Here is a 24,283-nt window from a genome sequence, read left to right as displayed (position 1 = left end):
CGCTCTACGCATCGGTTCGGGCCCGCTTGAGGTAGGCCTCGATGCGGGCGAACGCACCCTGCCAGACCTCGGCGACGAAGAAGTCGCGGACCTCGGGCACGGGGAAGCCGCTCTGCACGACGGTCATGAGCGTGCCGTCGCCCTGCGCCTCGAAGGTGACCTCGACCCGCGTGGTCATCTCCAGGCCGTCCGGCCCCGACCCGGTCGACTCGGTCACCAGCCGGCGCGGGCGGTCGATCTCGAGGAACGTCTGCGTCTCGCGGAACAGCGTGTCTTTGTCGGGTCCCCAGACGGCGGTCTGCTTACCCCCCCACCCGCAGATCCACGTCGATCTCGACGATGCCCGGCTCCTCGTCAAGAATGCTGAACCAGATCTTCTGCTTCTCGGCGTCGGTGTACGCGTCGAACACCTCCTCGGGCGTCGCCGGGAGCTGCCGGGTGACTCGCAGGTCAAGCGTCATCGTGGTGCCCTCTCTCGTCGGTCGGCTGCGCGCCACGGCGCAGGGTGAAGTAGGCGTCCAGGCCGTCGAGGCGGCGAGCCCACAGTCGCTGGTAGAAGCTGATCCAGGTCATCGCCGGGTCGAGCGGCGCCGGGGCCAGGCGGCACTGCCGGCTGCGGCCCACCTTCTCGGTGACCACCAGGCCGGCGTCCTCGAGCACCTGGACGTGCTTCTTCATCCCGGTCAGCGTGATGCCGGCCGGCTCGGCGAGCTCCCCGATCGTGGCCGGCCCCTCGCCCAGCCGGATCAGCACACCGCGGCGGGTGGCGTCGGCCAGCGAGCCGAACACCCGATCCAATTCCTCTTGCTGAACCACATGGTTCACCATACGAAACTGAACCAAGAAGTTCAACATCAAGCTCCGGACGACTCGACACTGCTACCCCGCGGCAACGCTTGTGGATATCTCGCAACCCCGATTCAGCACCTGTGGACAACGCGGCCGCCCCGCTTGACAACCGCGTAGTGTCCCCAGCCAACGCCCCCCTGGGTGGGTGGTCGGGCGGTGGGGGGCCAGCACTACCTATGGCGGCGATCATGGCGTTACCAGGGGATTCGTTACGTGACTTGCTGTTAATCCGTTATGAGTCGTGCGGTTACCAAGCGCCGCCCCAGCCGGTACTGTCCGTTTCATGGGTGAAGATCGATCTTCCGAAGTTCGGGAGCGGTCCGAGGCGTCCACGTTGGACGCCTTGCACTACGACGACGAGGAGCTGCCCGCCCGCGAGCTCAAGGGCCGGATCGGCCTGGCCGTCGCGATAGTCGCCTTCGCGGTGGCGGTGCTCGTGCTGTGGCAGGTGTTCCGCCCGCTCGCCCGCGGCAGCCAGTACTACCTGATCATCTTTCTGGCCGGCACGCTCCCGCTGGTCTTCCTGGCGTACCGGTCCCGGATCTTCAAGAGGAAGAGCGACAGCCCCACGGTCGCCGACTGGGTGCTGGCCGCGGCGGCGCTGGTCGTCTGTCTTTACCCGATCAGCCCGTTCGGCGGTGGCTACGACGGGTTCCTCGACCGGCAGGGCCTGCTCGAGCCGGCCGACATCGTGTTCGGGGCCGTCCTGCTGGTGCTGGTGGTCGAGGCGTGCCGGCGCACCACCGGGTGGGCGCTGCCCGTGGTCTGTCTCGCTTTCCTGGCGTACGGGTATTACGGCGGACTGCTCCCGCAGAGCTGGCCGATCGCCCACGCGGGACTCGACTTCTCGCAGATCGTCGACGCGCTCTACAACTCGGGCAGCGGGTTCTACGGCACCCCGCTCGACGTCGCCGCGACGTACATCGTGCTGTTCACCATCTACGGCGCCGTGCTCGATCTTTCCGGGGCCAGCCGGTTCTTCGTCGACCTGTCCGTGGCCGCGTTCCGCAAGTCGCGCAGCGCCGCCGGGCGTACGGCGGTGGCCGCGGGCTTCCTGCTCGGCACGGTCTCCGGCTCGGGCACGGCCACGGCGGTCAGCGTCGGCGCGGTCACCTGGCCGATGCTGCGCCGCGCGGGCTATCCGGCCGAGCAGGCGGGCGGCATGCTGGCCGCGGCCGGGGTCGGGGCCATCCTGTCGCCGCCCACCCTGGGCGCGGCCGCGTTCATCGTCGCCGAATACCTCGACGTGTCGTACCTGACCGTCCTGGGCTGGGCGATGATCCCGACGGTCCTCTACTACCTGGGCATCCTGCTCGCGGTCGAGATCGACGTCCGCCGGTTCCGGGTCCGTTCCTTGGAGACGCCGCAGGTCAGCACGCTGCGCCTGCTGGGCCGGTTCGGCTATCACTTCTCGTCGCTGGTGCTGATCGTCGTGCTGCTGGCCCTGGGGCAGAGCGCGACGCGCGCGGTCGTCTACGCCACGCTGCTGGCCTTCGCCCTGTCGTTCCTCGACCGCCGCTCCTGGCTGACCCCGCAGCGGCTGTTCACCGCGTTGAGCGCCGGGGTGCGCGGGGTGCTGCCGGTGGTCGCGGTCTGCGCCGCCGCGGGCATCATCACCGCCACCACGACCAAGACCGGGCTGGGCGCCCAGCTCGCGTCATTGCTCGTACGGGGTGCGCAGGCGGTCACCGACAACCCGACCGTCGTGCTGGCCCTGACCGTGATCCTGGCCGCGATCGCGCTGTCCATCCTGGGCCTCGCGGTGCCGGTCACGGCGAGCTTCATCATCGGCTGGGTCATCATCGGGCCGGCGCTGCTCGCCCTCGGGGTGCCCGCACCGGCCGCGGCCATGTTCGTCTTCTACTACTCGGTGCTCAGCGAAGTCACCCCGCCGACGGCCCTGGCCGCGGTGGGCGCGAGCGCGATCACCGGCGGGCGCACGATTCCGACGATGTGGCAGGCGCTCAAGTACGCCCTCCCGGCGTTCCTGGCGCCGATCGCGTTCGTCCTCACGCCGTCCGGGTCCTATCTGCTCGCGCGCGGGCCGTTCCTCGACATCGTCTGGGCCTCGCTGGCCGCGATGCTGGGCGTGGCGGGCCTGGCCGTCGCCACCGGGGGCTGGGTGCTGGGCGTGGGGCGCGCGGGCACGGGCGCCCGGGTGCTGGCCGCCCTGGCCGGACTGCTTCTGCTCTATCTGGAGCCGCTCACGATCGGCCTCGGCATCTTGCTGCTGGCCGCGGCCGCCGGTTGGTCGGCAATGGGGAAACGCCGCAACGAGACAGGAACGGGGTTGACATGAGACGCATGGCAGCAATGGGCGCCGCGCTCGCCCTGGCCGGAGCGCTGACGGCCTGCGGCGGACGGCAGGACGCCGCCTCGACCGACGCCGGCGGGGAGGTGACCTGCGACGTCGCCAACGAGACCCGGATCGGCATCGCCACCGGCAACGCGACCGGTGTCTACTTCGCACTCGGCAACGCGTACGCCGAGCAGATCGGCGCCGCCGGCGGCAAGGTCAAGGCCACGGCGGCCGAGACCGGGGCGTCGGTGCAGAACATCCAGCAGCTCGTCGCGGGCACGTACGGCGTCGCGTTCTCGCTGGCCGACACCGCCGCCGACGCGATCAACGGCACCGGCAGCTTCGACAGCAAGCAGCCGATCGCCGCGCTGGCCCGCATCCACACCAACTACACGCAGGTGATCGTGCGCAAGGCGGCCGGCATCAAGGACGTGGCCGGCATGAAGGGCAAGCGCGTCTCGACCGGCTCCCCGAAATCGGGCACCGAGGTCATCGCCAACCGCCTGCTGACCGCGGCCGGGCTCGACCCCGCGAAGGACGTCAGCGCGCAGAAGCTCGACCTGACCAAGACCGTCGACGGCATGAAGGAAGGCTCGATCGACGCGCTGTTCTGGTCGGGCGGCCTGCCCACGCCCGGCATCACCGACCTGCTCACCACCGCCGGCGGCCAGGTCGAGTTCCTCGACATCACGCCGCTGCTGCCGGAGCTGCAAAAAATCAACGAGGTGTACGAGGAGGGGTCCATCCCCGCCGCCACCTACAAGCTGGCCGCCGACACCAAGACGATCGTCGTCCCCAACGTGCTGCTCGTGAAGGACGACCTCGACGCCAACGTCGCGTGCACCCTGACCAAGACCCTGTTCGACCGCAAGCCGCAGCTCGAACAGGCCAACGCGGCGGCCAAGGAGATCACCCTCGAGCAGGCCCGCAAGACCGATCCGGTGCCGCTCCACCGCGGCTCCGCGAAGGCCTTGGACGATCTGGGCGCCCCCAAATAACGGGTTGCACAACCCGCTGGGAGAAGGTCATCATGGGTGCATGATGACCTTCTCCCGGAAGGGCGCGTGCGCCCTCGCGCTTTGATCGCGACCGCGCGGCGACAGGCCGCGCTCCGTTCAGAACTGTGGTCCCAGGCGGTGCGGATCCGCCAGGAGTGGCTTGAGGTCGGGTTCTCCACCAAGCCGGTCGACCACACCGTCACCGAAGATGCGATCGCCTCGATCTACGCCCGGCATCGCCGGCGGCGTCCCGAGTTCGTCTGGGTCACGTCACCCCGAGCCGCGCTTCGGTTGCTCGACGGGCTCCCGGCCCACGAGGATCTGCTGACCGAGTTCGGCGTACGCCCGGTGGCCAGCGACATCGCGGCCGGCCTGTCCCGGTTGCGGACAGCCCTCGAGGCCGACTTCACCGAGCCGCCCGCCGACCGGCCCCCGCCCAAGCGCAAGAAGGGCGAACGCTGGCCCCGCATGCGCCCAGAGCAGGCCCTCGAGGCGGGACTGCCGTTCCACGAGGTGCTGGTTCAGGGCGTACGGGAAGAGGTTTTCCGCCGCCTGTCCGAGAGCTATCTGCCGATCCGGGCGGCGCTGGGCCCGGTCCCGGTCGGCTGGTACGGCCACCAGGACGCGTGCTGGATCGCGTTTGCCGACGTCCTGCGAAAGACCAACCTCGTTCCCGTACGGGAGAGTCGCGAGTTCGAGGACTGGACGGCCCTGACCCGCTCGGGCGGCTGGTGGTGGCCCGGCGACAACCGGTGCGTGCTGGTCGAACGCCCGGTGACCCTGCGCACCGACCCCCTGTTCGTCGAATACGGCGACGGCTGGTCCGTGGGCTGACCCGTTGGCGCCCGGCGGCTCACGGGGGTCGCCGGGCTCGGCGGAAACGGCGGCTCGAAAAACGATTGCGGGGCTCGGGCGATGGGTCCTATGTTCAGTGGGTCCGCAAGAGCGCCACACGAAAGGGGATCGAGATGAAATGGCTTGACGCCATTGTTCTTCGCCTGTGTGTGAGTGCCGCGGAGATGTGGCGGTCCGCCCCGCGTCGACGGCATTCCATGCCGGCCCGGGCGTTCTGACGCCGCAGCAGTCCCGTCGGCCTGACCATGCGTGCGCCGTTGCGCCTCTAGGCTGCGCTCGCTGGTCTTGTGGACGGTTCCGAATGGGCCCGTCTCTTCGACGAGATCACGGATGACTTCTCGATCAGCGGTGCCGGATCATCCGGTTCCGGAATTGGTCCTATGGGTGTAGCTCAATCGGGAGAGCGCCGGCCTCCAAAGCCGTCAGATGCGGGTTCGAATCCTGCCGCCCGTGCTTCCCCGGCGACAATTGAATAAGGGGCGGCGGCGTACGCGCCGGCTCAGGCTCGCCGGCGGGGAATACTTGCGCTACCCCGCCAACGTACGACCGCCGCCCCAATCAGCCGTCGTCGCGCACCAGGCAGAACGGGTGCCCGGCCGGGTCCAGCAGCACTTTTACGTGCGACTGCGGCTGATGCTCGGCGACCGTGGCCCCCAGGGCCTCGGCCTCGGCCACCGCGGAATCGAGGTCGCCGACCTGAAAATCGAAGTGCATCATCGGACGCTGCCGCCCGTCGAGCGGCGGCCAGACCGGCGGCTCATATCCGTCGGCCTGTTGAAAGACGACGAAGTTCGAGCCGTCGGGCCGGGTGGCCAGCACGGTGGTGCCCGGCTCCTCGTGCACCACGGCCCAGCCGACCAGCTCCGCATAGAACCGGGCCAGCGCCGGCGGGTCGGGGGCCTCGACGGCCATGCCCCACCACATGTCCTCGGTACGTGATCGCAGCATGCCCAGCACAGTAAGGCCGGAAAGCACGTCGTCGTAGCTCAGTGGCAGAGCGCCGCCCTCATAAGGCGGAAGCCGGTGGTTCGAGCCCACCCGACGATACGACGCCCCCGGGGACGCTGCACCCGGACTGCAACCGGACGCGACCGAGCCCCGCAACCATCAAGCCACGTAATGGAGCCTGATCGTCGACGAGGGGGCCGGATGACCACGCAGGTGAAAGCGGACGTGCAGCAGCAACACGGCGTTGGGCTCGCCGTGGACTTCCCGGTGCTGCGCCGCCGCCGCATGATGGGCCTGGTCAACGGCGTCACCGTCGCGACCCTGGCGGGTGCGGACAAGGACGTCCTCACCCGGTCGGGCATTGTTCGCGACGACCTCCGGCGCAGCTTCGGCAAGGCGTCGGGGGTCGCTCGCGGCGTCCGGCTCTCGGTGCGGCTGCGGCTGGTCAGCGCGGCGGACGGGCGGCCGCTGGCGGGGCACGCCCTCTATCTGTGGCACGCCGACCGGCACGGCGCCTACTCGCTGTATTCGCCGGGGCTCGAGGATCAGAACTTCCTGCGCGGCGTTCAGGTGGCCGACGAGGACGGCCGAGTGGCGTTCTCGACGATCTTCCCGGGCGCGAGTGAGAGCCGCTGGCCGCATTTGAGCTTCGAGGTCAGCCCCGAGGTCAACGCGGAGCCGGTGCGCGCGGGGCAGATCGGCCTGCCCGCCGACGCCTGCGTGCTCGTCTACGGCACCTCCGCGTACTGGGAGAACGCCACCCACCTGGCGCTGGCCGGCCCGGTCGAGGACGACGGCGGCCCGCTCGACATGGCGACCGTCACGGGTGATCTGGGACGTGGCCTGGTGGCGACGGGGACGATTAGCATCTGAGCCGGGAGGACCAGATGACTAGTTTCCAGGCGGCGCGCGATTTCCTGCTGGCCCACGGCGACGACTACGACACCGCGGTCGAGCAGTTCCGCTGGCCCGACCTGGGCGACAGCGACTTCAACTGGGCGCTCGACTGGTTCGACGTGATCGCCGAGGGCAACGACAAGCCCGCGCTCTGGATCGTCGAGGAGGACGGCTCGGAGCAGCGGTTCTCGTTCGCCGAGATGGCGCACCGGTCGGGTCAGGTGGCCACGTGGCTGCAGGCCCAGGGGGTGCGCCGGGGTGACCGCATCGTCGTCATGCTGGGCAACCAGGTCGAGCTGTGGGACACGATCCTGGCCGCCATCAAGCTGGGCGCGGTCCTCATCCCGGCGACGCCGCTGCTGGGCCCGGCCGACTCGGCGGAGCGGGTGGCCCGCGGCGGCGCCCAGCACGTCATCGCCGCGTCCTCGGCCGCGAGCAAGTTCGCCGACGTCCACCCCGAGGTCACCCGCATCGCGGTGGGCGAGCCCGTCGAGGACTGGCGACACCTGCAAGACGCGTACGAGGGAAATGTCGGGTTTGTCGCAGACGGGAAGAGCAAGGCGAGCGACACCCTCCTGCTCTACTTCACCTCGGGCACGACCGCGCGGCCCAAGCTGGTCGAGCACACCCACGCCTCGTACCCGGTCGGGCATCTCTCGACCATGTATTGGATCGGTCTGCGCCCGGGCGACGTGCACCTCAACATCTCGTCGCCGGGCTGGGCCAAGCACGCCTGGAGCAACGTCTTCGCGCCGTGGAACGCCGAGGCTTGCGTGTTCATCTACAACTACACGCGGTTCGACGCGGGCCGGCTGCTGGCCGAGATGCAGCGGTGCGGCGTGACCAGCTTCTGCGCGCCGCCGACGGTGTGGCGCATGCTGATCCAGTCCGACCTGTCGGCGCTGGCCACTCCCCCGCGCATCGTCGTGGGCGCCGGCGAGCCGCTCAACCCCGAGGTCATCGACCAGGTCAGCAAGGCCTGGGGCGTGACGATCCGCGACGGTTTCGGCCAGACCGAGACGACCGTGCAGATCGCCAACTCGCCCGGCCAGCCGGTCAAGCCGGGCTCGATGGGCCGCCCGGTGCCGGGTTACCGGATCGCGCTGATCGACCCGACCACTGGCGAGGAGGCCGACGAGGGCGAGATCTGCGTCGCGCTCGACCCGCGTCCGACCGGGCTGATGGTCGGCTATCACGGCGATCCCGGGCTCACGGCCGAGCGGATGGCCGGCGGCTTCTACCACACCGGCGACGTCGCCTCGCGTGACGAGGACGGCTACATCACGTACGTGGGCCGCACCGACGACGTGTTCAAGGCGTCCGACTATCGCATCTCCCCGTTCGAGCTGGAGAGCGTGCTGATCGAGCACGAGGCGGTGGTCGAGGCGGCGGTGGTGCCCTCCCCCGACCCCGTACGCCTGAATGTGCCCAAGGCGTACGTCGTGCTGGCCGAGGGCTGGGAGCCCGGCGCCGCCACGGCCGACGCGATCTTCGCCCACGCGCGGGAGCACATGCCGCCGTACGCACGGATCCGCCGCCTCGAGTTCGCCGACCTGCCCAAGACGATCTCGGGCAAGATCCGCCGGGTCGAGCTGCGCCTGGCCGAGGCGACCAAGAACGCCGACCCGGCCACGATCCCGGCGGGCGAATTCCGCGGCTGATGTGATCTTGCAGCGTCGCCGGGCTAATGTGGCGCGATGCTGCTGCGGCGTTGGCTCTATCCGCTCGCCGTGGTGCTGTTGCTGGGGCAGATGGCGTTCGCCATGCTCACCACCGCCGTGCAGCAGTCGCCGACGATCGACGAGCCGGTCTACATCGGCACGGCGCAGTTCTACCTCGACCAGCATCAGGTGCTCTACAACCCGGAGCATCCGCCGCTGGCCAAGCTGTTCATCGCGGCCGGGCTCGCCTTCACCGGCGCCACGCTCGACCCGGCGTACCGGGGAAATCAGACGAACCTGGGCCGGCACCTGCTCTATGAGAGCGGCAACAACCCGTTCGAGCTGATGCTGGCCGCGCGGCTGCCGATCATCGTGCTCACGCTGCTGTTCGGCCTGGCCGTCCTGTTCTTCGCGCGTGATCTCGCCGGGCGCTGGGCCGGTCTGATCGCCCTGGCCCTGTACGCCTTCTCGCCCGACATCATCGCGCACGGCTCGCTGGCCACGCTCGACGTGCCGGCCGCGGGGTTCGTCCTGGTCACGTTCTGGATGCTGTGGCGGGCCCGCGAACACCCGCGCCGCTACCTGCCGCTCGCCGGCCTGGCCCTGGGTGCCGCGCTCGCCACCCGGATGAGCACGCTCCCGGCCGTACCGCTGGCGCTGCTCTTGACCTTGCTCGCCCCCGCCGTCATCAACCCGGGCCCGATGAAAACGTGGCGCGAGCTCGGCAAACGCGTGCTCGCGGCGATCGGGGTGGGCCTGATCGCCGTCGCCGTCGTCTGGCTCGTCTACTTGATCGTCGACCCGCGGCTGCGCTGGACCACCCCGAGCTACCTGAACCCGAGCGGCCTCAAGGCCCAAGTGGCCGACCTGCTGCCGCTCCCCCCGTCGTACCGGGACGGGATCATGATTCAGTTCCGGCTCGAGCAGAAGGTCACCAACGGGTTCCTGTTCGGCGAGGCGTACAAGGGCTCGCTCTGGTATTACTTGCCGGCCGCCTTGCTGATCAAGACGCCGATCGGCATGCTGCTGCTCTGGCTCGCGGGCACGGTCACGCTGCTGATCAAGAAGTGGATCGCCGCGCTCTATCTGCTCGTGCCGGCCGGGGTGCTGATGCTGGTCGCGATGACCGGGTCGCGCAACTACGGCACGCGTTACGTCATCTTCATGCCGATGATGCTGGCCGTCGTGGCCGGCACGATCGTGCTGCTCCGGTGGCGATGGACGTGGGCCCCGGCGACCGCGCTGGCCGGCTTCGTCGCGGTGAGCTCGCTGCTGACGTTCCCGTATTACCTGCCCTACTCGAACGAGGCCTTCGGTGGCACTTCCCGCACCCACGAGGTCTTGCACGACTCAAATGTCGACTGGGGCCAGGATCTGCCCCGCCTCTCCCGGCATCTGAAGGACAAATATCCCGGTCAACCGGTCTGGCTCGTCTACAAGGGCTCGGGCGCGCCGGCCTATTACGACATCGACGGCCGCAACCCGCTCACCGTGCCGATCGACGAGGTCCGCGGCCTGCTCGTCGTCTCCGACTCCCGGGTCGCGCTGGCCCGCAACCGCCTCAAACAACTGATCGACACCAGCACCCCGATCGATCAAGTCGGCTACTCGTTCACCATTTACCGCCGCTGAAACATTTCCCGTACGAGTTCCGGCAAGTCCCGCTTCTTCGGAAACGCTGAGTGCGACACCGGGCCGTCCCCCGCTACCGGCGGCCCGGTCACTACCACCTCTCGCCGCCGCCGACGTGTTCGTCACATCACAGTCGTCGGCCTGTGGACAACCCGATTCCGCCCCCGTCGGCGTCGTAGTCTTCGAGCACGTCTTGACGGACGGCTCAGGCCCGTTTTCGGCCAGCCCCCTGGGTGGGCGGGGTGGGCCTAGTGGGGGCGATCTTGAGCGGTCAGCAGGACCTTCAGGTGGCGCCCCGAAGCGGCCTCGGCAAACCCGGCGGCCGCCTCGTCCAGCGGATAAGTCGCCGTGATCATCCGGGACACGTCCACCTCGCCCGCGCTCAGCAGCCGCATCGACTCGGCGAAGTCGGCCGGCAGATACGTGGCGCTGCCCTGAATCCGCAGCTGCGCGTCCTGAATCAGCGGCAGCGGAATCCGTACGTCGGCCGGCGGCACCCCCACCACGACGACCGTCCCGCCCTTCATCACCATGCCCAGCGCCTGATCGGTCGTCGACTGCTCGGCGACGCAGTCGAACACCACGTCGGCGCTCTCGCCCAGCGCCTCCCGCACGTCGTCGGCGCACGTCGGCGAGGTGGCGTCGATCGCGGCATCGGCCCCGAAGTCGAGCGCCCGCTGCCGGGACGCCGCCGACCGCGCGGTCACCACCACCCGCCGCGCCCCGTAGGCCCGCGCCACCTGCAGGGTCAGGATCCCGATGGTGCCCGCCCCGAGAATCGCCACGGCCCTGTCCCGTACGCCGCCGGCCAGCCCCACGGCGTGCACGGGAGTGCCCAGCGGCTCGATGAACGCCGCCTGCTCCCACGTCAGCCCGTCCGGGATCACGTGCAGCCGCCGCTGGTCGATCGTGAACCAGTCGGCCATGCCGCCCTGGTCGTGGGCACACCCGAAGAAGCGCAGCCGCTCGCAGATGTTCTGCCGCCCGGCCAGGCACTGCTTGCATTCCCAACAAGGCAGGAACGGCTCGAGCGTGACCCGCTGACCCACTGTCACTCCGGTTACCGACGGCCCGACCGCCTCGACCGTGCCGCACACCTCGTGCCCCGGCGCGTACGGCAGCACGATGAACGGATGCAGCCCGGCCAGCGCATGCGTGTCCGACCCGCAGACCCCGGCGACGGCCGTCCGCACCAGCACCTCGCCCGGCCCGGCTTCCGGCGCCTCGACCGTGGCCACCGACACTCCGTCACCCGAGACGATCACTCGACGCATTCCCACGGCAAGACACTAGCCCGCGTACGGGGTCCTGGGTGATGCTGCCCACATGACGTCCTATGCCTCGGGTGTGTCGGACCTGCCCCTGCTCGGTGAGACCATCGGCGCCAACCTCGACCGTACGGTCGCGCGGTTCGGGGATCGGGAGGCGCTGGTCGAGGTGGCGTCGGGCCGGCGGTGGACGTATGCGGAGTTCGACGAGGACGTGAACCGGCTGGCTCGGGGGCTGCTCGCGCGCGGCATCGAGAAGGGCGACCGGGTCGGGATCTGGGCCCCGAACTGTGCCGAGTGGGTGATCACGCAGTACGCGACGGCCAAGATCGGCGCCATTCTGGTCAACGTCAATCCGGCGTACCGGACGCATGAACTGCGCTTCGTGGTCGAGCAGTCGGGGCTCAGACTGCTCATCAGCGCGACAGAGTTCAAGACCAGCAACTATCGCGCGATGATCGACGAGATCGGGTTCGCCGACGCGGTCTACATCGGTGAAGAGAGCTTCAGCGAGCTCAGCAACCGCGGGGACAAATACGACTTGTCCGGAATAGCGTTGGCGTTCGACGACCCGATCAACATCCAGTACACCTCGGGCACGACCGGCTTCCCCAAGGGTGCCACCCTCTCGCACCACAATATCCTCAACAATGGTTACTTCGTCGGCGAGCTGATCAACTACACCGAGCACGACCGCGTGTGCCTGCCGGTCCCGCTCTATCACTGCTTCGGCATGGTGATGGGCAACCTCGCGGCCACCTCGCACGGCGCCTGCATCGTGCTGCCCGCGCCCGGCTTCGACCCCGCGGCCACGCTCGCGGCCGTCGGGCAGGAGAAAGTCACTTCCCTGTACGGGGTGCCGACCATGTTCATCGCCGAGCTCGGCCTGCCCGACTTCGCCGGCTACGACCTGTCCACCCTGCGTACGGGAATCATGGCCGGCTCGCCGTGCCCGGTCGAGGTGATGAAGCGGGTCGTCGCCGAGATGAACATGAGCGAGGTCGCGATCTGCTACGGCATGACCGAGACGTCGCCGGTCTCGACCATGACCCGCCCCGACGACAATCTGGCCCGCCGCACCGAGACCGTCGGCCGCGTGATGCCGCACCTCGAGTCCAAGGTCGTCGACCCCGACACCGGCCGGCCCCTGCCGCACGGCGAACCGGGCGAGCTCTGCACCCGCGGCTATTCGGTGATGCTCGGCTACTGGGACCAGCCCGACGCGACGGCCGAGGCGATCGACACCGCCCGCTGGATGCACACCGGCGACCTGGCCACGATGGACGCCGAGGGCTACGTCAACATCGTCGGCCGGATCAAGGACCTGGTCATCCGCGGCGGCGAGAACGTCTACCCGCGCGAGGTCGAGGAGTTCCTCTACACCCATCCCGACATCGCCGACGTGCAGGTGATCGGCGTGCCCGACCCCAAGTACGGCGAGGAGCTGATGGCCTGGATCGTCATGCGACCCGGCACCACCCCACTGACCGCCGACGACGTGCGGGCGTACAGCGCGGGCAAGCTCAGCCACTACAAGATCCCGCGCTACGTCCACGTGGTCGACGGCTTCCCGATGACCGTCACCGGCAAGGTCCGCAAGGTCGAGATGCGCGAGCAGGCGGCGACGATCCTGGACCTCTAGGGCACTACGCGGGCGATCTTGATGGACGAGCTGGCCGGGCCGGCCGCCGGGTAGGCCGCGCTGCCGTCCGCGTACGGCTTGAAGGCCTGGTAGTCATGGTCCTTGACGGCAATCGTGAACGGCTGGCCGACCGTCGCGCCCGTGCCCGCGTCGTGCACCTGCGCGCGCATCGACGAGCCCGACTGCCAGGTCAGAAGCATGCGACCTTTCCCGTACGCGACCAGGTGCGGATGCTTCGACGAGGCCGCCGTGGTGATCGACTTGGTGGCCGCCGAGCCGCCCTTGAAGTGCGACAGGCGCACCTTGCCGCCCTGGCTCCACGCCGTCCAGTAGCCGCTCGACTTGGCCAGCACGACATCGCCGCCGAAGAGCGTGCCGTCGCAGGTGCCCTTGGCGACCGTACGGTAGGGCGCGGGCTGGGCGATGCGGCAGTTGTTGTCGGTGGCGCAGACGGTCACGAATTTCTTGACCCGGGGATCCCACACGATGCGCGGCGTCCAGGCGTGGCTGCAGCCGACCTCGAATCCCCCGCTTCTGGTCTTGCCGCCCGCGGTGACCACCTGCATGCGGTCGCCCTGGTGGATGTCGACGCAGCTGCCGTTCTTGACGGTGATCGCGACCCCGAAGTACGCCGCGTAGTTGCCGCCGTCCGACGCGAGCCGCCCGTGATGCTGATACCACCAGACGAACCGGGCCCCGTCGTCATAGCCGTCCCGGCCACCGGTCAGGTTGGTGACCTGGCGTTCCCAGACGAGCTTGCCCGCATTGTTGAAGCGCACCATGTGCATCGTGTTGCACGGGCTCGACTCGCCCCCGCACAGCGGCCCGGTGCCACAGGTGCCCTTGCGGGTCAGCAACAGCACCCCGCCGTTGGCGTCGGCCTGCACGTCCTGCAGGTCGATGCCGGTGAACGTGGTCGGCTTGCCGATCAGCTTGTCGTCGCAGCCCAGCCTGCCCAGGTGTACTTGGCCGTCGGTGCCGAGCCAGGCCAGCCAGGAACCACCGCCGGGGGTGGCCGCGATCGCCATCGGCAACTTCTCGGTGTCACCCTCCCCGCCGTAGCCTACGACTTTGGACCCGAGGCTGACCTGCGTGATTCTGGTGCCGGACTTCCGTCCACAGGGGCCGGTCGCCGTGGCTGAACTGGCGGCCGAACGTGCAGCCGACTGCGACGGGGCCGCGGACGGCTGGGCTGCTGACGACGGGGCCGCTGACGTTCGGGCGGCGGGAAACCCGGGAGAGTCCCCCAGGGACGTGGGCGCGGCGGACCCGGCGGCGGCTTCCGGCGACTTCGAAGGACCGCTCCACCAGCCCAACGCCCACGCCCCGGCCGGAAAGGCGACGGCGGCGACAAGCACCCCGGCCAGCGCAGCCATCAGCACCGACCGCCGAGCCGGCCGCCGATGCCGCACCGGCGTACCGGGTTGTGCCGAACTCTCGCCCATCGCCCCATCCCCTCGTCATTCCGCGGCGACTCTAGTGGGAGCGCTCCCGCAAGAGGAGAAAGCAAAGAAAAAGAAAAGAAAGCCGCCGCACTCGGGGCGGGCTGACTCCGGACCAGTGACGGTTACCGGTGAGTAGTGGCAGAGTGAGGCAATGGCGGACTACGACGTCGTGATCGTGGGTAGCGGCTTCGGTGGCAGTGTGAGCGCCCTGCGGCTGGCCGAGAAGGGCTACCGGGTCGGCGTGCTCGAGGCGGGCCGGCGGTTCACTCCCGAGACGCTGCCGAAAACGTCGTGGGACCTGCGCAACTTCCTCTGGGCGCCGAAGCTGGGCCTGCGCGGCATCCAGCGGATCACCCTGCTCAAAGACATCGTGGTGCTCTCTGCGGCTGGTGTCGGCGGTGGCTCGCTGGTCTACGCGAACACCCTCTATCGCCCGCCCCGCACGTTCTTCGACGACCGGCGCTGGGCCGCCATCACCGACTGGGCCGACGAGCTGGCGCCGCACTACGACCAGGCTTCGCGCATGCTCGGCGTGACCGAGCAGCCCTCGATGACGCCGTCCGACGTGGTGATCCGTCAGGTCGCGGAGGACATGGGGGTGGGTGCGACCTTCCGCCGTACGCCGGTGGGGGTCTTCTTCGGCGAGCCCGGCAAAGAGGTCGCCGACCCGTTCTTCGGTGGCGCCGGCCCCGCCCGTACGGGGTGTATCGAGTGCGGGAATTGCATGATCGGCTGCAGGATCGGGGCGAAGAACGCGCTCGACGTCAATTACCTCTACCTGGCCGAGCGGGCCGGGGCGGTCGTGCATCCGTCCATAGAGGTCACCTCGCTGCGGCGCGGCGGCGACGGCTGGGTCCTCAACGACGGCGCCTTCACGGCCCGCGACGTCATCCTGGCCGCCGGCGCCCTCGGCACTCAGCGCCTGCTGCACGCCATGCGCGACAAGAAGATCCTGCCCGACTTGTCCCCACAGCTCGGCTCACTGACCCGTACGAACTCGGAAGCGCTGCTCGGAGCGCAGACGGCCGACGTCCCGGCCGAGCCGTTCTCGCGCGGCGTGGCGATCACCTCGTCGTTCCATCCCGACGAGACCACGCACATCGAACCCGTGCGCTACGGCCCCGGCAGCAACGCGATGGGCCTGCTCACCACCATGCTCGTCGACGGCGGCGGCCGGCTGCCCCGACCCGTGCGCTTCCTGGGGCAGGCACTGCGCCACCCGTACGTGTTGGTCCGCTCGCTCTCGGTGCGGCGCTGGAGCGAACGCACGATCATCGCGCTCGTCATGCAGACGGCCGACAACTCGCTCACCGTGCGCCGCACCCGCCGCGGCCGCCTGACCACCGGTCCCGGGCACGGCGCGCCGAATCCGACGTGGATCCCCGTCGGCCATGACGCCGTCCGGCGGATCGCGACGCGAATCGGCGGCTTCCCGGGCGGCGGCGTGGGCGACATCTTCAACATCCCGATGACCGCACACATCCTGGGCGGCGCGACGATCGGCGATTCGCCCGCGTCCGGCGTGATCGACGCCTATCACCGCGTTTTCGGGTACGAGGGTCTGCACGTCATCGACGGCTCGGCCGTGCCCGCCAACCTCGGCGTGAACCCGTCGCTGACCATCACGGCACTCGCCGAACGGGCATTGTCGCTGTGGCCCAACAAGGGTTCGGCCGACCCGCGCCCGCCGCTGGGTTCGGAATATGTGCGGCTGCCCCCGATCGCGCCCGCCCACCCCGCCGTGCCCGCGCACGCCCCTGCGGCACTGCGCCCCGCACCCTAGGCTGGGCCGCATGACGGACCCCACCGAACCCGACGCGAGCCTGGTCGAGCACGCCCGTGAAGTGCTCGGCATCAACCGCTTCCTGACGCTGGGCACGGTCTCGGCGGCCGGGCAGCCGTGGACCAGCCCGGTTTACTTCTCGTGGGTGTCCGTGGCCGAAAGCTGGGAGTTCTTCTGGGTCTCGGCGGCCGACGCCCAGCACTCGCTCAACCTGCTCGATCGCCCCGCGGTCGCCCTCACGGTCTTCGACTCGTCAGTTCCGCCGTATCACGGCCGGGCCGTGTACGCGGTGGGCGAGGCCCGCGAGGTGCCGCTCGAGGATCTCGACGAGACGCTGCAGCATTACCCCGGCCCGGAGTCGCGCGGCGGCCGCGTGCTGACCCGCTCGGACGTCACCGGCGACCAGCCATGGCGCTTCTATCAGGCCGGCGCGTCCGAACTGTGGGTGCTGTGCCCCGGCGAGCCCGGTGCGGCCTGCGACCGCCACGACATCATGCGGGATCACCGGGCCCGGGTGCTCTGAGCCGCCCTACTCGGGCGCCTCTTTCAACGGCGGCAGTTCGTCGGACAGATGCTCGGGCACGGTCGGCTCGTCCCCGCCGCCGTGCGCCTCGTCGTACTCGTAGTCCCCGCCGGTCTCCCCGGCCTCATCCGCCCCGGTGGCCCAGGGCTCGGCGCTGCTCGGATCGGTCATGCCATCCGCATACCCCGGCCGGCCGCGTTGACGCACGATCAGAGCCTGCCCTTGACGTCGCCCTTGCCCGCGGCCTTGCCGGCGTACATGCGGTCGGCGATGCCCGGGAACACGTTGGCGGCCAGCACGGCGGCGCGATATTTGGCCGGGACGATCACGCGGCGGCGCGGGCGGCGCAGGGCGCTCTCCACCGCCGCGGCGACGATCTCGGGCCCGGGCAGCCCCGAGCGGTTCTTGTTGGCGTCGCCGGCGATGTAGCCGGGTTCGATCAGGGTGACGCCGATCCCGGTTCCCGCGAGCTCCCGCCGTACGGAATCCGTCATGCCCCGCAGCGCGAACTTGGTGGCCGAGTAGACGCCGCTCATGCCGACCTCGCCCGCGACCGAGCCGATGTTCACGATCGCGCCGCTGCCCTGCTCGCGCATGATCGGCACGACCGCGCGCATCAGCCGGATCGGGGCCAGCAGGTTGACCTGGATCATGCCGTCGACGGCGGCGTCCTCGGAGAGCACCGACGCCACCCCGCCCACGCCCGCGTTGTTCACCAGCCCGTCGATCCGTCCGGTGACCGCCACGGCCCGCTCGACGAGATTCGCCAAGGCCGCGGAATCCCGTACGTCGGTGGGCACCGCGACGGCGTTCGGCAATTGCTCGGCGAGGGCCGCGATTTTGTCCGCGCGACGGGCCGCCAGCACCACCGTGACGCCGTTGCCGGCAAGTCGTTCCGCGGTGACCCGCCCGATTCCGCTCGACGCGCCCGTCACGATTACCACCGGCATGGCCGCACCCCATTGTCGAAGAAAACGGCGCCGCCGTGGAGGGGCGACGCCGTCATTTCAGCGCTTGCTGGGTCAACCTATCGCTTGCTGTGGTACGCCTCCACGATGTGGCTCGGGATGCGCCCGCGCTCGGAGACCTCGTAGCCGTTCTTGTTCGCCCACTCGCGAATCGCCTGATTCTGGTCGCGGCTGGCCCGGCCCGTGCTCGCCGGGGCGACACGGCGGGTCGGCGACACGACCGCGGTGCGGCCCACGCGGGTCGCCGCGCCCAGGAACGGGTCGAGCGCCTTGCGAAGCTTGCCGGCGTTCTTCTCCGAGAGGTCGATCGTGTAGTTCACACCGTCCAGTCCGAACTCGACAGTGCGATCCGCCTCGCCACCGTCGATGTCGTCGGTCAGAAGGGTTATTACCTGCTTGGCCATGGTGTGCCCCGCTCCTACCACGATGTCATTTGAGCCACGACTTTGCGCGTACGGCTGCGCCGTGGAATGTCGATACGCTTTCATTCTGGCTTGCGATAAGTCCTAGTGCAAATTGCCCCTTCCGCATGTCGCAATTCTGCCGCCGGTTACGCCCCTCGGGTGGCCCGTCGCGCTACCCCCGGCACAGACTCTTTTCACCCTCGTGAATGTCCTGTAACGTGACGTGGGAGCGCTCCCACAGACCCGTCCCCGCGGGATCCCCCTCCCCTAGGAGCTGACGAAATGCGACGTCTTCTCCGCGCCGCCCTGGCCTCCGGCCTGCTCGCGGCGGCCGCCCTGACCTCCCTCGCCGTCGCCGGCCCGGCCGCGGCCGACACCCAGATCTGCGAGCAGTACGGCAGCACCACGATCGGTGGCCGCTACGTCGTGATGAACAACCGCTGGGGCACCTCGGCCCAGCAGTGCATCAACGTGACCAGCACCGGATTCGCCATCACCAGCCAGCAGGGCACCGGCAGCACGAGCGGCGCCCCGGTCTCCTATCCGGCCGTCTACCTCGGCTGTCACTACACCAAGTGCTCGCCCGGAACGAACCTGCCGATCCGGGTCAGCGACATCGCGAGCGCGACGAGCAGCATCAGTTATCAATACGTGTCGGGGGCGACCTACGACGCCGCGTACGACATCTGGCTGGACCCGTCGCCCAAGACCGACGGCGTGAGCCAGCAAGAGATCATGATCTGGTTCAACCGGCAGGGTTCGATCCAGCCGATCGGCTCGATCGTCGGCAATGCCACGATCGGCGGCCGCACGTGGCAGGTCTGGCAGGGCAGCAACGGCTCGAATGCCGTCGTCTCCTACGTCGCCCCGTCGGCCATCAGCAGCTGGAGCTTCAGCGTCCTCGACTTCATCCGAGACGTGCAAAATCGGGGCGCCATCACAAATAGTTGGTATTTGACAAGTATTCAGGCCGGATTCGAGCCCTGGATCGGCGGCGCGGGCCTGGCGGTAACCGATTTCAGCGCCGCGGTGAACGGCAACGGCGGAACCACTCCGAGTAATCCGCCGACCACGACGCCGCCCACCGGGACGTCTTCCTGCCGCATCACCTACGCCACCAACACGTGGAATACCGGCCTCACCGCCAATGTGACCGTGGCCAATACCGGATCGACCGCCTTGAACGGCTGGGCGCTCGCCTTCACACTGCCGGCCGGCCAGTCGATCACCAGTTCCTGGAACGCGGCATTGACCGGTTCGAGTGGCGCGGTGACCGCCCGCAACATCGCCTGGAACGGCGCAATAGCCCCCGGCGCCAGCGCCTCGTTCGGATTCCAGGCCACCCACACCGGCTCAACCGCGGCGCCGTCCGCCTTCTCACTCAACGGTTCCCCTTGCACCACCGCATGACCCGCTGAATCCCCCGAACCCGAGCCGCCTCGTCGCCGATTCTCCGGTGCCGGGGCGGCTCGTCCAATCCACGTCATAAACGAATGCTCACCTGCTTACCAAGTTCGGCGAATCCCAGCGCCCTCGCCACCCGGCGCGACGCCTCCGGCCGGGCCCGCCATTGCGGCAACAACCCGTTCGCCAACGCGTCCGCCGTCGCCGCCGAAGCCACCCGCCGGCCCCACCCCCGCCCTCGCCAGGCGACAGCCGTAAGCACACTCAGATGCGCCGTCCCTTGCGGCCACAGCTCATAACCCGCAACAGCCTTCCCCCGTACGACGAAGGCCGCCGACGTGATGTCCTCGAGCCCCGCCTCCCCGTCCTCCTCGACGCTGACCCCCGCCCGCAGCGCCGTTACCGCCGGATGCCCCGCCGAGACCGCCTCGACCTCGTCGCGATCGCCCGACCGGGAGCTCTCCCCGTCGTCGTCAGCCGGCTGGAGAAGCACCCCACCGTTCCCGTCCTCGTCAGCTGGCTGAAGAAGCGCCCCGCCGTTCCCGTCCTCGTCAGCCGGCTGAAGAAGCGCCCCGCCGTTCCCGTCCTCGTCAGCCGGCTGAAGAAGCGCCCCGCCGTTCCCGACAAGCCCTCCGCCCGCCCCGACAAGTTCGTCGCCACCTCCTGGTAGCCCGACAGGCTCGCCGGCCGGCCCGACAAGCCCCGCGCCGCGCCCCGCCGGCCCGACGAGTTCGCCGCCGCTTCCGGCCGGTCGGAAGCGCTCCGCGTCGCAGTAGGCAAGGCTCGCCGGCCCCAACACCCGATGCGACGGCAGGTCTCGCAACGGATCGCCAGTGGACAGCACCCGCCGCAAGGCGGCCGCCGCCTCCTCATCGGGCGCTGTCGCGATGCTGCCGTCGCCGATCTCGACAACCCCGCACCACCCCGGCGGACACAACAGCGACCGCGGCGAGACGACCACGTCGACCGCCCCCGCCCGAAACCCGACCGGCGCCCCGGCCAGCTCGACCCATAGACTTCGCACACGCCGCAACAGAGGTTCGTCGGTCACGCAGGCATCGTGGCAACCGCCCGATCCCCGCGCCACCACAAATCCGCCGCCCTGTGGATAACCCAGCCCCTGTGGATAACCCGGCTCTCACGCCCGGCGTCTGGTTAGGGTGGAGGTCCCCCGGTGGGCGGGCCTTTAATAGGGACCAGTAACCAGACGATCTACAAGTGCGGCAGCAGTTTGTCCAGGCGTACCGGCAGGTCGCGCACCCGTACGCCCGTTGCGTGCCAGACCGCGTTGACGATGGCGGCCGGGGAGCCCACGATGCCGATCTCGCCGATTCCCTTGCTGCCCATCGGGTTTTGGCCCTCGCCGGCGTCGTCGAGCCACTCGGCCGTGATCGATTCGATGTCGGCGTGGGTGGGCACGTGGTATTCGGCCAGGTCGTGGTTTACCCAGGTGCCCACATTGGGGTCGAGCACGCCTTCCTCGTGCAGCGCCATGCCCATCCCCATGGTCATGCCGCCGATGAACTGGCTGCGGGCCGTGCGCGGGTTGAGGATGCGGCCGGCGGCGTAGAGGCCGTAGAGCCGGGTCACCCGCACTTCCCCGGTGACGGCGTCGACGCGTACCTCAGCGAAGTGGGCGCCGTAGGCGTGCTTGCCCTCCTGGTTCAGCTGTTCGACGAGGTCGGAGCTGTCGAACGTGGCCTCGTCGGACCCGCCCGAGTCGCGCAGGGCACGGCACGCGCCGGTGACGGCCCAGCCCCAGGAGGCGGTGCCCGAGGAGCCGCCGGCCACCGACGCGAAGGGCAGGGTGCTGTCGCCGATGCGTACGCGCACCCGGTCGTGGGGAACGTCGAGCGCGTCGGCCGCGATCTGGGTCAGCACCGTACGGGCGCCGGTTCCCAGGTCGGCGGCGGCGATCGAGACCTCGTAGTCGCCGGTGGACAACCGCCGGGCCCGGGCCGTGGACGGCTGGACCATCGCCGGGTAGGTGGCCGAGGCGACGCCGGTGCCGATCCACCAGTCGCCGTCGCGTCGCTGCCGGGGGCGGGGGTCGCGGTCGTGCCAGCCGAACCGGTCGGCGCCGTGCCGCAGACAGTCGGTGAGCAACGAGGAAGAAGCGTTGCGAACGCGAAGCTCGATCGGGTCCAAGGAAAGAGCGATGGCCAGCTCGTCCATCGCGCATTCCAGCCCGACCATGCCGGGCGCCTCGCCGGGGGCCCGCATCCAGCGCGGCGTCGGCATGTCGAGGCGGGCCAGCCGGTGGCCGGTGCGCACGGCCGGGGCCTCGTACAGGTGCCGGGTGGTCACCGCGGTCTGCTCGGCGAACTCGAACAGGCGGGAGGTGTGCGCGACGGCCAGGTGGTCGATCGCGGTCAGCTTGCCGTCGGGCGTGGCGCCCAGTCGCAGCTGCTGGATGGTCGGGGTGCGGTGGCCGACCATGCTGAACAGCGCCTGCCGGGGCAGGGCCAGGCGCACGGGACGGCCGGTGACCCGGGCCGCCATCGCGGCGAGCACGGCGTTGGGGCGAGCGGTGCCCTTCGAGCCGAAGCCGCCGCCGACGTGCTCGGTGATCACGTGGACGCGCTCGGGCGGCAGCTCGAACAGCGTGGCCAGGGTGGCCGCGACGCCCGGCGGGTGCTGGTTCGAGTCGTACAGGACCAGCTCGTCGCCTTCCCACAGCGCCGTCGTGGCGTGCGGTTCCATCGGGCTGTTGTGCAGCGCGGGCGTGCTGTAGGTGACGTCGACCCGCACCGGCGCGGCGTCGAAGGCGGCGGACACATCGCCGGTGGAGGTCTCGCTGGGGAAGTCCGGGTTGACCTTTTCCGGGGTGTAGAGGTCGTCACGCGCGAAAGACAGCACAGTGTCGGCCGGCGACGGATCTATCGAAAGCTGCAACGACGCCGCCGCTGCCCGGGCGGCCTCCAGCGTACGGGCCACCACGAGGGCCAGCGCCTGCCCGCGATAGCTGATCCGGTCGGACTGCAGGACGGCCAGCTCGGGGTCGTCGCCCTCGGCGAGCCGCGGCGCGTTGCCGTGCCAGAGGACGGCGAGCACGTCGTCCGCCTCCACCAGCGGGTCGACGGTCACCCCGGTCAGGGTGCCGCCGGCCACCGGCGACTGCGCGACCCACCCGTACGCGAGATCGTCGCCTACCTGGTATTCCGCGGCGTAGCGGGCGGCGCCGGTGACCTTGTCCGGCCCCTCGATGCGGCGCAGCGGCTGCCCGACGGCCCGTTCCGAGGTGGCGGTCATGACAGGCCCTCCAGCACCGAGGCGACGAGGTTGCGGATCAGCGTGATCTTGAAGGCGTTGTCGCGCAGCGGTTCGGCCGCGGCCAGTTCGGCGTCCGCGGCGGCCAGGAACGACTCGCGGGTCGCGGGCCGGCCTCGCAGCGCCTCCTCGGCCGCATGCGCCCGCCACGGTTTGGGGGCCACAGCACCAAAAGCCAGCCGTACGTCGGTCACCGTGCCCTCGGCGACGGTGAGCACCGCGGCGACCGAGCCCACCGCGAAGGCGTACGAGGCTCTGTCACGCACTTTGCGATAAGCGCTCGAACCGGAGCCACCCGGCAGGTCCACCGCAGTGATCAGCTCACCATGCTCGAGAGTAAATTCACGATGAGGCGTCTCCCCGGGCAAAAGATACAAATCGCCAAGCGGAAACGAGCGCGCTCCCGCCGGTCCACTGACTTGCACCACGGCATCAAGAGCGGTCAGAGCAACAGCCATGTCGGACGGATGAGTAGCGATACACGACGAGGACCCGCCCAGAATCGCCAGGTTCCGATGATCACCGGAACGGGCCGGGCACCCCGACCCCGGCGAGTGCTTGTTGCACGGCATGGTCGCGTCCATGAAGTAGCGGCACCGCGTCCGCTGCAGCAGATTTCCGCCGGTGGTGGCCATGTTGCGCAGCTGCCCCGACGCCCCGGCCAGCACGGCCTGGCTGAGCACCGGATAGTCGCGCCGCACCCGGGGATGGGCGGCGAGGTCGCTGTTGCGCACGCCCGCCCCGATCCGCAGGCCGCCGTCCGGCAAGTCGGTCACCTCGTCCAGCGGCAGCTTGGTCACGTCGACCAGCACCTCGGGGGTGGCCACGCCGAGCTTCATCAGGTCGACCAGGTTGGTGCCGCCGGCCAGGAAGGTCGCGCCCGGTTCGAGGCCGTCGTCGAGCGCGGTCGCGGTGCGATAGGTGAACGTCTTCACCGGGCCGCCACCTCCCGGATCGCGCGGACGATGTTCGGATAGGCCCCGCACCGGCACAGGTTGCCGCTCATCCGTTCGCGAATCTCGGCGTCGGAAAGCTCGGGAGGATCGTCGTCGGAAAGAGCCTCGTCGAGCATCCCCACGGACGAGCAGATCTGCCCCGGCGTGCAATAGCCGCACTGGAACCCGTCGTGCTCCAAGAACTTCTCCTGTACGGGGTGAGCCAGCCCCTCGACCGTGGTCACCGACGCGCCGTCCAGCGTGACGGCCAGAATCAGGCAGCTGTTGACTCGCCGCCCCTCCAGCAGCACCGTGCACGCGCCGCACTGCCCGTGGTCGCAGCCCTTCTTGGCGCCGGTCAGCCCGAGGTGTTCGCGCAGCGCGTCCAGCAGCGTCGTGCGCGGATCCATTTCCAGGGTGTGCCGGTCACCGTTCACGACGAGATCCATGGCCGCCGCGTACCCGAGCCGAAGTGGTTCAACCGCCGCGCCCCGGGTAGGCG

At 69.6% G+C, this 24,283-nt stretch carries 21 protein-coding genes, 2 tRNA genes and 1 pseudogene; 12 read left to right on the top strand and 12 right to left on the bottom strand.

The window, feature by feature from the left end; genetic code table 11:
* Window positions 1–4: 4 nt before the first annotated feature.
* Window positions 5–461 (bottom strand): annotated as a pseudogene (locus JKJ07_RS05855) (SRPBCC family protein).
* On the bottom strand, window positions 451–816 hold the full coding sequence (locus JKJ07_RS05850) for an ArsR/SmtB family transcription factor (protein WP_202990211.1): 366 nt from the start codon (window positions 814–816) through the stop codon (window positions 451–453). Before JKJ07_RS05850 ends, JKJ07_RS05855 begins: the two are co-directional and overlap by 11 nt.
* Before the next feature lie 316 nt (window positions 817–1,132).
* Here JKJ07_RS05850 and JKJ07_RS05845 point away from each other — a divergent pair, with 316 nt between their 5' ends.
* The 4 genes from JKJ07_RS05845 (at window position 1,133) to JKJ07_RS05830 (ending at window position 5,454) form a co-directional block, all read left to right on the top strand.
* Window positions 1,133–3,148, top strand: coding sequence for a TRAP transporter permease (locus JKJ07_RS05845; protein WP_202990210.1), 2,016 nt, complete (start codon window positions 1,133–1,135; stop codon window positions 3,146–3,148).
* A 5-nt stretch (window positions 3,149–3,153) separates the two neighbouring features.
* The gene (locus JKJ07_RS05840) at window positions 3,154–4,146 is read left to right on the top strand and encodes a TAXI family TRAP transporter solute-binding subunit (protein WP_438871371.1); all 993 of its coding nucleotides are present in this window, start codon (window positions 3,154–3,156) and stop codon (window positions 4,144–4,146) included.
* A 138-nt stretch (window positions 4,147–4,284) separates the two neighbouring features.
* Window positions 4,285–4,980, top strand: coding sequence for a DUF6745 domain-containing protein (locus JKJ07_RS05835; protein WP_202990208.1), 696 nt, complete (start codon window positions 4,285–4,287; stop codon window positions 4,978–4,980).
* Between the two features lie 401 nt (window positions 4,981–5,381).
* Window positions 5,382–5,454 (top strand) — tRNA-Trp (locus tag JKJ07_RS05830).
* Window positions 5,455–5,559: 105 nt separating this feature from the next.
* Here the strand turns inward: JKJ07_RS05830 and JKJ07_RS05825 are convergent.
* Window positions 5,560–5,949 carry a VOC family protein gene (locus JKJ07_RS05825; RefSeq protein ID WP_236028433.1) on the bottom strand — a complete coding sequence of 130 codons (390 nt, stop codon included), beginning with the start codon at window positions 5,947–5,949 and terminating at the stop codon, window positions 5,560–5,562.
* 27 nt (window positions 5,950–5,976) lie between these two features.
* On the opposite strand from JKJ07_RS05825, the gene JKJ07_RS05820 reads away from it, so the two are divergent.
* The 4 genes from JKJ07_RS05820 (at window position 5,977) to JKJ07_RS05805 (ending at window position 10,139) form a co-directional block, all read left to right on the top strand.
* Window positions 5,977–6,048, top strand: a tRNA-Met gene (locus JKJ07_RS05820).
* 102 nt (window positions 6,049–6,150) lie between these two features.
* Window positions 6,151–6,822: a dioxygenase family protein gene (locus JKJ07_RS05815; protein WP_202990207.1), complete on the top strand. Its 672-nt coding sequence runs from the start codon at window positions 6,151–6,153 to the stop codon at window positions 6,820–6,822.
* A 14-nt stretch (window positions 6,823–6,836) separates the two neighbouring features.
* A complete protein-coding gene (locus JKJ07_RS05810; RefSeq protein ID WP_202990206.1) occupies window positions 6,837–8,507 on the top strand; it encodes an AMP-binding protein in 1,671 nt (556 codons plus the stop codon).
* Window positions 8,508–8,543: 36 nt separating this feature from the next.
* Window positions 8,544–10,139 (top strand): glycosyltransferase family 39 protein, encoded by a 1,596-nt coding sequence (locus JKJ07_RS05805; RefSeq protein WP_202990205.1) that lies wholly within the window; start codon window positions 8,544–8,546, stop codon window positions 10,137–10,139.
* Between the two features lie 248 nt (window positions 10,140–10,387).
* On the opposite strand, the gene JKJ07_RS05800 is transcribed toward JKJ07_RS05805, so the two are convergent.
* Window positions 10,388–11,413: a zinc-dependent alcohol dehydrogenase gene (locus tag JKJ07_RS05800; RefSeq protein WP_202990772.1), complete on the bottom strand. Its 1,026-nt coding sequence runs from the start codon at window positions 11,411–11,413 to the stop codon at window positions 10,388–10,390.
* Window positions 11,414–11,465: 52 nt separating this feature from the next.
* On the opposite strand from JKJ07_RS05800, the gene JKJ07_RS05795 reads away from it, so the two are divergent.
* Entirely contained in the window at window positions 11,466–13,049 is a 1,584-nt protein-coding gene (locus JKJ07_RS05795) for an AMP-binding protein (protein ID WP_202990204.1), read from the top strand.
* On the opposite strand, the gene JKJ07_RS05790 is transcribed toward JKJ07_RS05795, so the two are convergent.
* Window positions 13,046–14,077 (bottom strand): hypothetical protein, encoded by a 1,032-nt coding sequence (locus tag JKJ07_RS05790; RefSeq protein WP_236028432.1) that lies wholly within the window; start codon window positions 14,075–14,077, stop codon window positions 13,046–13,048. The genes JKJ07_RS05795 and JKJ07_RS05790 overlap by 4 nt on opposite strands.
* Before the next feature lie 568 nt (window positions 14,078–14,645).
* Between JKJ07_RS05790 and JKJ07_RS05785 the strand changes: the two genes are divergently transcribed.
* Both JKJ07_RS05785 and JKJ07_RS05780 read left to right on the top strand, forming a co-directional pair.
* Window positions 14,646–16,277 carry a GMC oxidoreductase gene (locus JKJ07_RS05785; protein ID WP_202990203.1) on the top strand — a complete coding sequence of 544 codons (1,632 nt, stop codon included), beginning with the start codon at window positions 14,646–14,648 and terminating at the stop codon, window positions 16,275–16,277.
* 10 nt (window positions 16,278–16,287) lie between these two features.
* The gene (locus tag JKJ07_RS05780; protein WP_202990202.1) at window positions 16,288–16,800 is read left to right on the top strand and encodes a pyridoxamine 5'-phosphate oxidase family protein; all 513 of its coding nucleotides are present in this window, start codon (window positions 16,288–16,290) and stop codon (window positions 16,798–16,800) included.
* 6 nt (window positions 16,801–16,806) lie between these two features.
* On the opposite strand, the gene JKJ07_RS05775 is transcribed toward JKJ07_RS05780, so the two are convergent.
* The 3 genes from JKJ07_RS05775 to JKJ07_RS05765 form a co-directional block, all read right to left on the bottom strand.
* A complete protein-coding gene (locus JKJ07_RS05775; protein WP_202990201.1) occupies window positions 16,807–16,971 on the bottom strand; it encodes a hypothetical protein in 165 nt (54 codons plus the stop codon).
* Between the two features lie 38 nt (window positions 16,972–17,009).
* Window positions 17,010–17,750: an SDR family NAD(P)-dependent oxidoreductase gene (locus JKJ07_RS05770; RefSeq protein WP_202990200.1), complete on the bottom strand. Its 741-nt coding sequence runs from the start codon at window positions 17,748–17,750 to the stop codon at window positions 17,010–17,012.
* A 77-nt stretch (window positions 17,751–17,827) separates the two neighbouring features.
* Window positions 17,828–18,172 carry a histone-like nucleoid-structuring protein Lsr2 gene (locus tag JKJ07_RS05765; protein ID WP_202990199.1) on the bottom strand — a complete coding sequence of 115 codons (345 nt, stop codon included), beginning with the start codon at window positions 18,170–18,172 and terminating at the stop codon, window positions 17,828–17,830.
* A 282-nt stretch (window positions 18,173–18,454) separates the two neighbouring features.
* Here JKJ07_RS05765 and JKJ07_RS05760 point away from each other — a divergent pair, with 282 nt between their 5' ends.
* Window positions 18,455–19,582 (top strand): glycoside hydrolase family 12 protein, encoded by a 1,128-nt coding sequence (locus JKJ07_RS05760; protein ID WP_202990198.1) that lies wholly within the window; start codon window positions 18,455–18,457, stop codon window positions 19,580–19,582.
* Window positions 19,583–19,655: 73 nt separating this feature from the next.
* On the opposite strand, the gene JKJ07_RS05755 is transcribed toward JKJ07_RS05760, so the two are convergent.
* The 4 genes from JKJ07_RS05755 to JKJ07_RS05740 all read right to left on the bottom strand — a co-directional run bounded on the left by JKJ07_RS05755 (window position 19,656) and on the right by JKJ07_RS05740 (window position 24,230).
* Entirely contained in the window at window positions 19,656–20,627 is a 972-nt protein-coding gene (locus JKJ07_RS05755) for a GNAT family N-acetyltransferase (RefSeq protein ID WP_202990197.1), read from the bottom strand.
* A 161-nt stretch (window positions 20,628–20,788) separates the two neighbouring features.
* Window positions 20,789–22,828: a xanthine dehydrogenase family protein molybdopterin-binding subunit gene (locus JKJ07_RS05750; protein WP_202990196.1), complete on the bottom strand. Its 2,040-nt coding sequence runs from the start codon at window positions 22,826–22,828 to the stop codon at window positions 20,789–20,791.
* A complete protein-coding gene (locus tag JKJ07_RS51600; protein WP_202990195.1) occupies window positions 22,825–23,781 on the bottom strand; it encodes an FAD binding domain-containing protein in 957 nt (318 codons plus the stop codon). Before JKJ07_RS51600 ends, JKJ07_RS05750 begins: the two co-directional genes overlap by 4 nt.
* On the bottom strand, window positions 23,778–24,230 hold the full coding sequence (locus JKJ07_RS05740) for a (2Fe-2S)-binding protein (protein WP_202990194.1): 453 nt from the start codon (window positions 24,228–24,230) through the stop codon (window positions 23,778–23,780). The genes JKJ07_RS51600 and JKJ07_RS05740 overlap by 4 nt, the downstream gene beginning before the upstream one ends.
* Between the last annotated feature and the right edge of the window lie 53 nt (window positions 24,231–24,283).

The sequence above is a fragment of the Paractinoplanes lichenicola genome, assembly GCF_016785085.1.
In the GTDB taxonomy this organism is placed as follows: domain Bacteria; phylum Actinomycetota; class Actinomycetes; order Mycobacteriales; family Micromonosporaceae; genus Actinoplanes; species Actinoplanes lichenicola.
The sequence above is the reverse complement of the archived record's forward strand: the minus strand, read 5'-3'. Positions and strand labels throughout refer to the sequence as shown.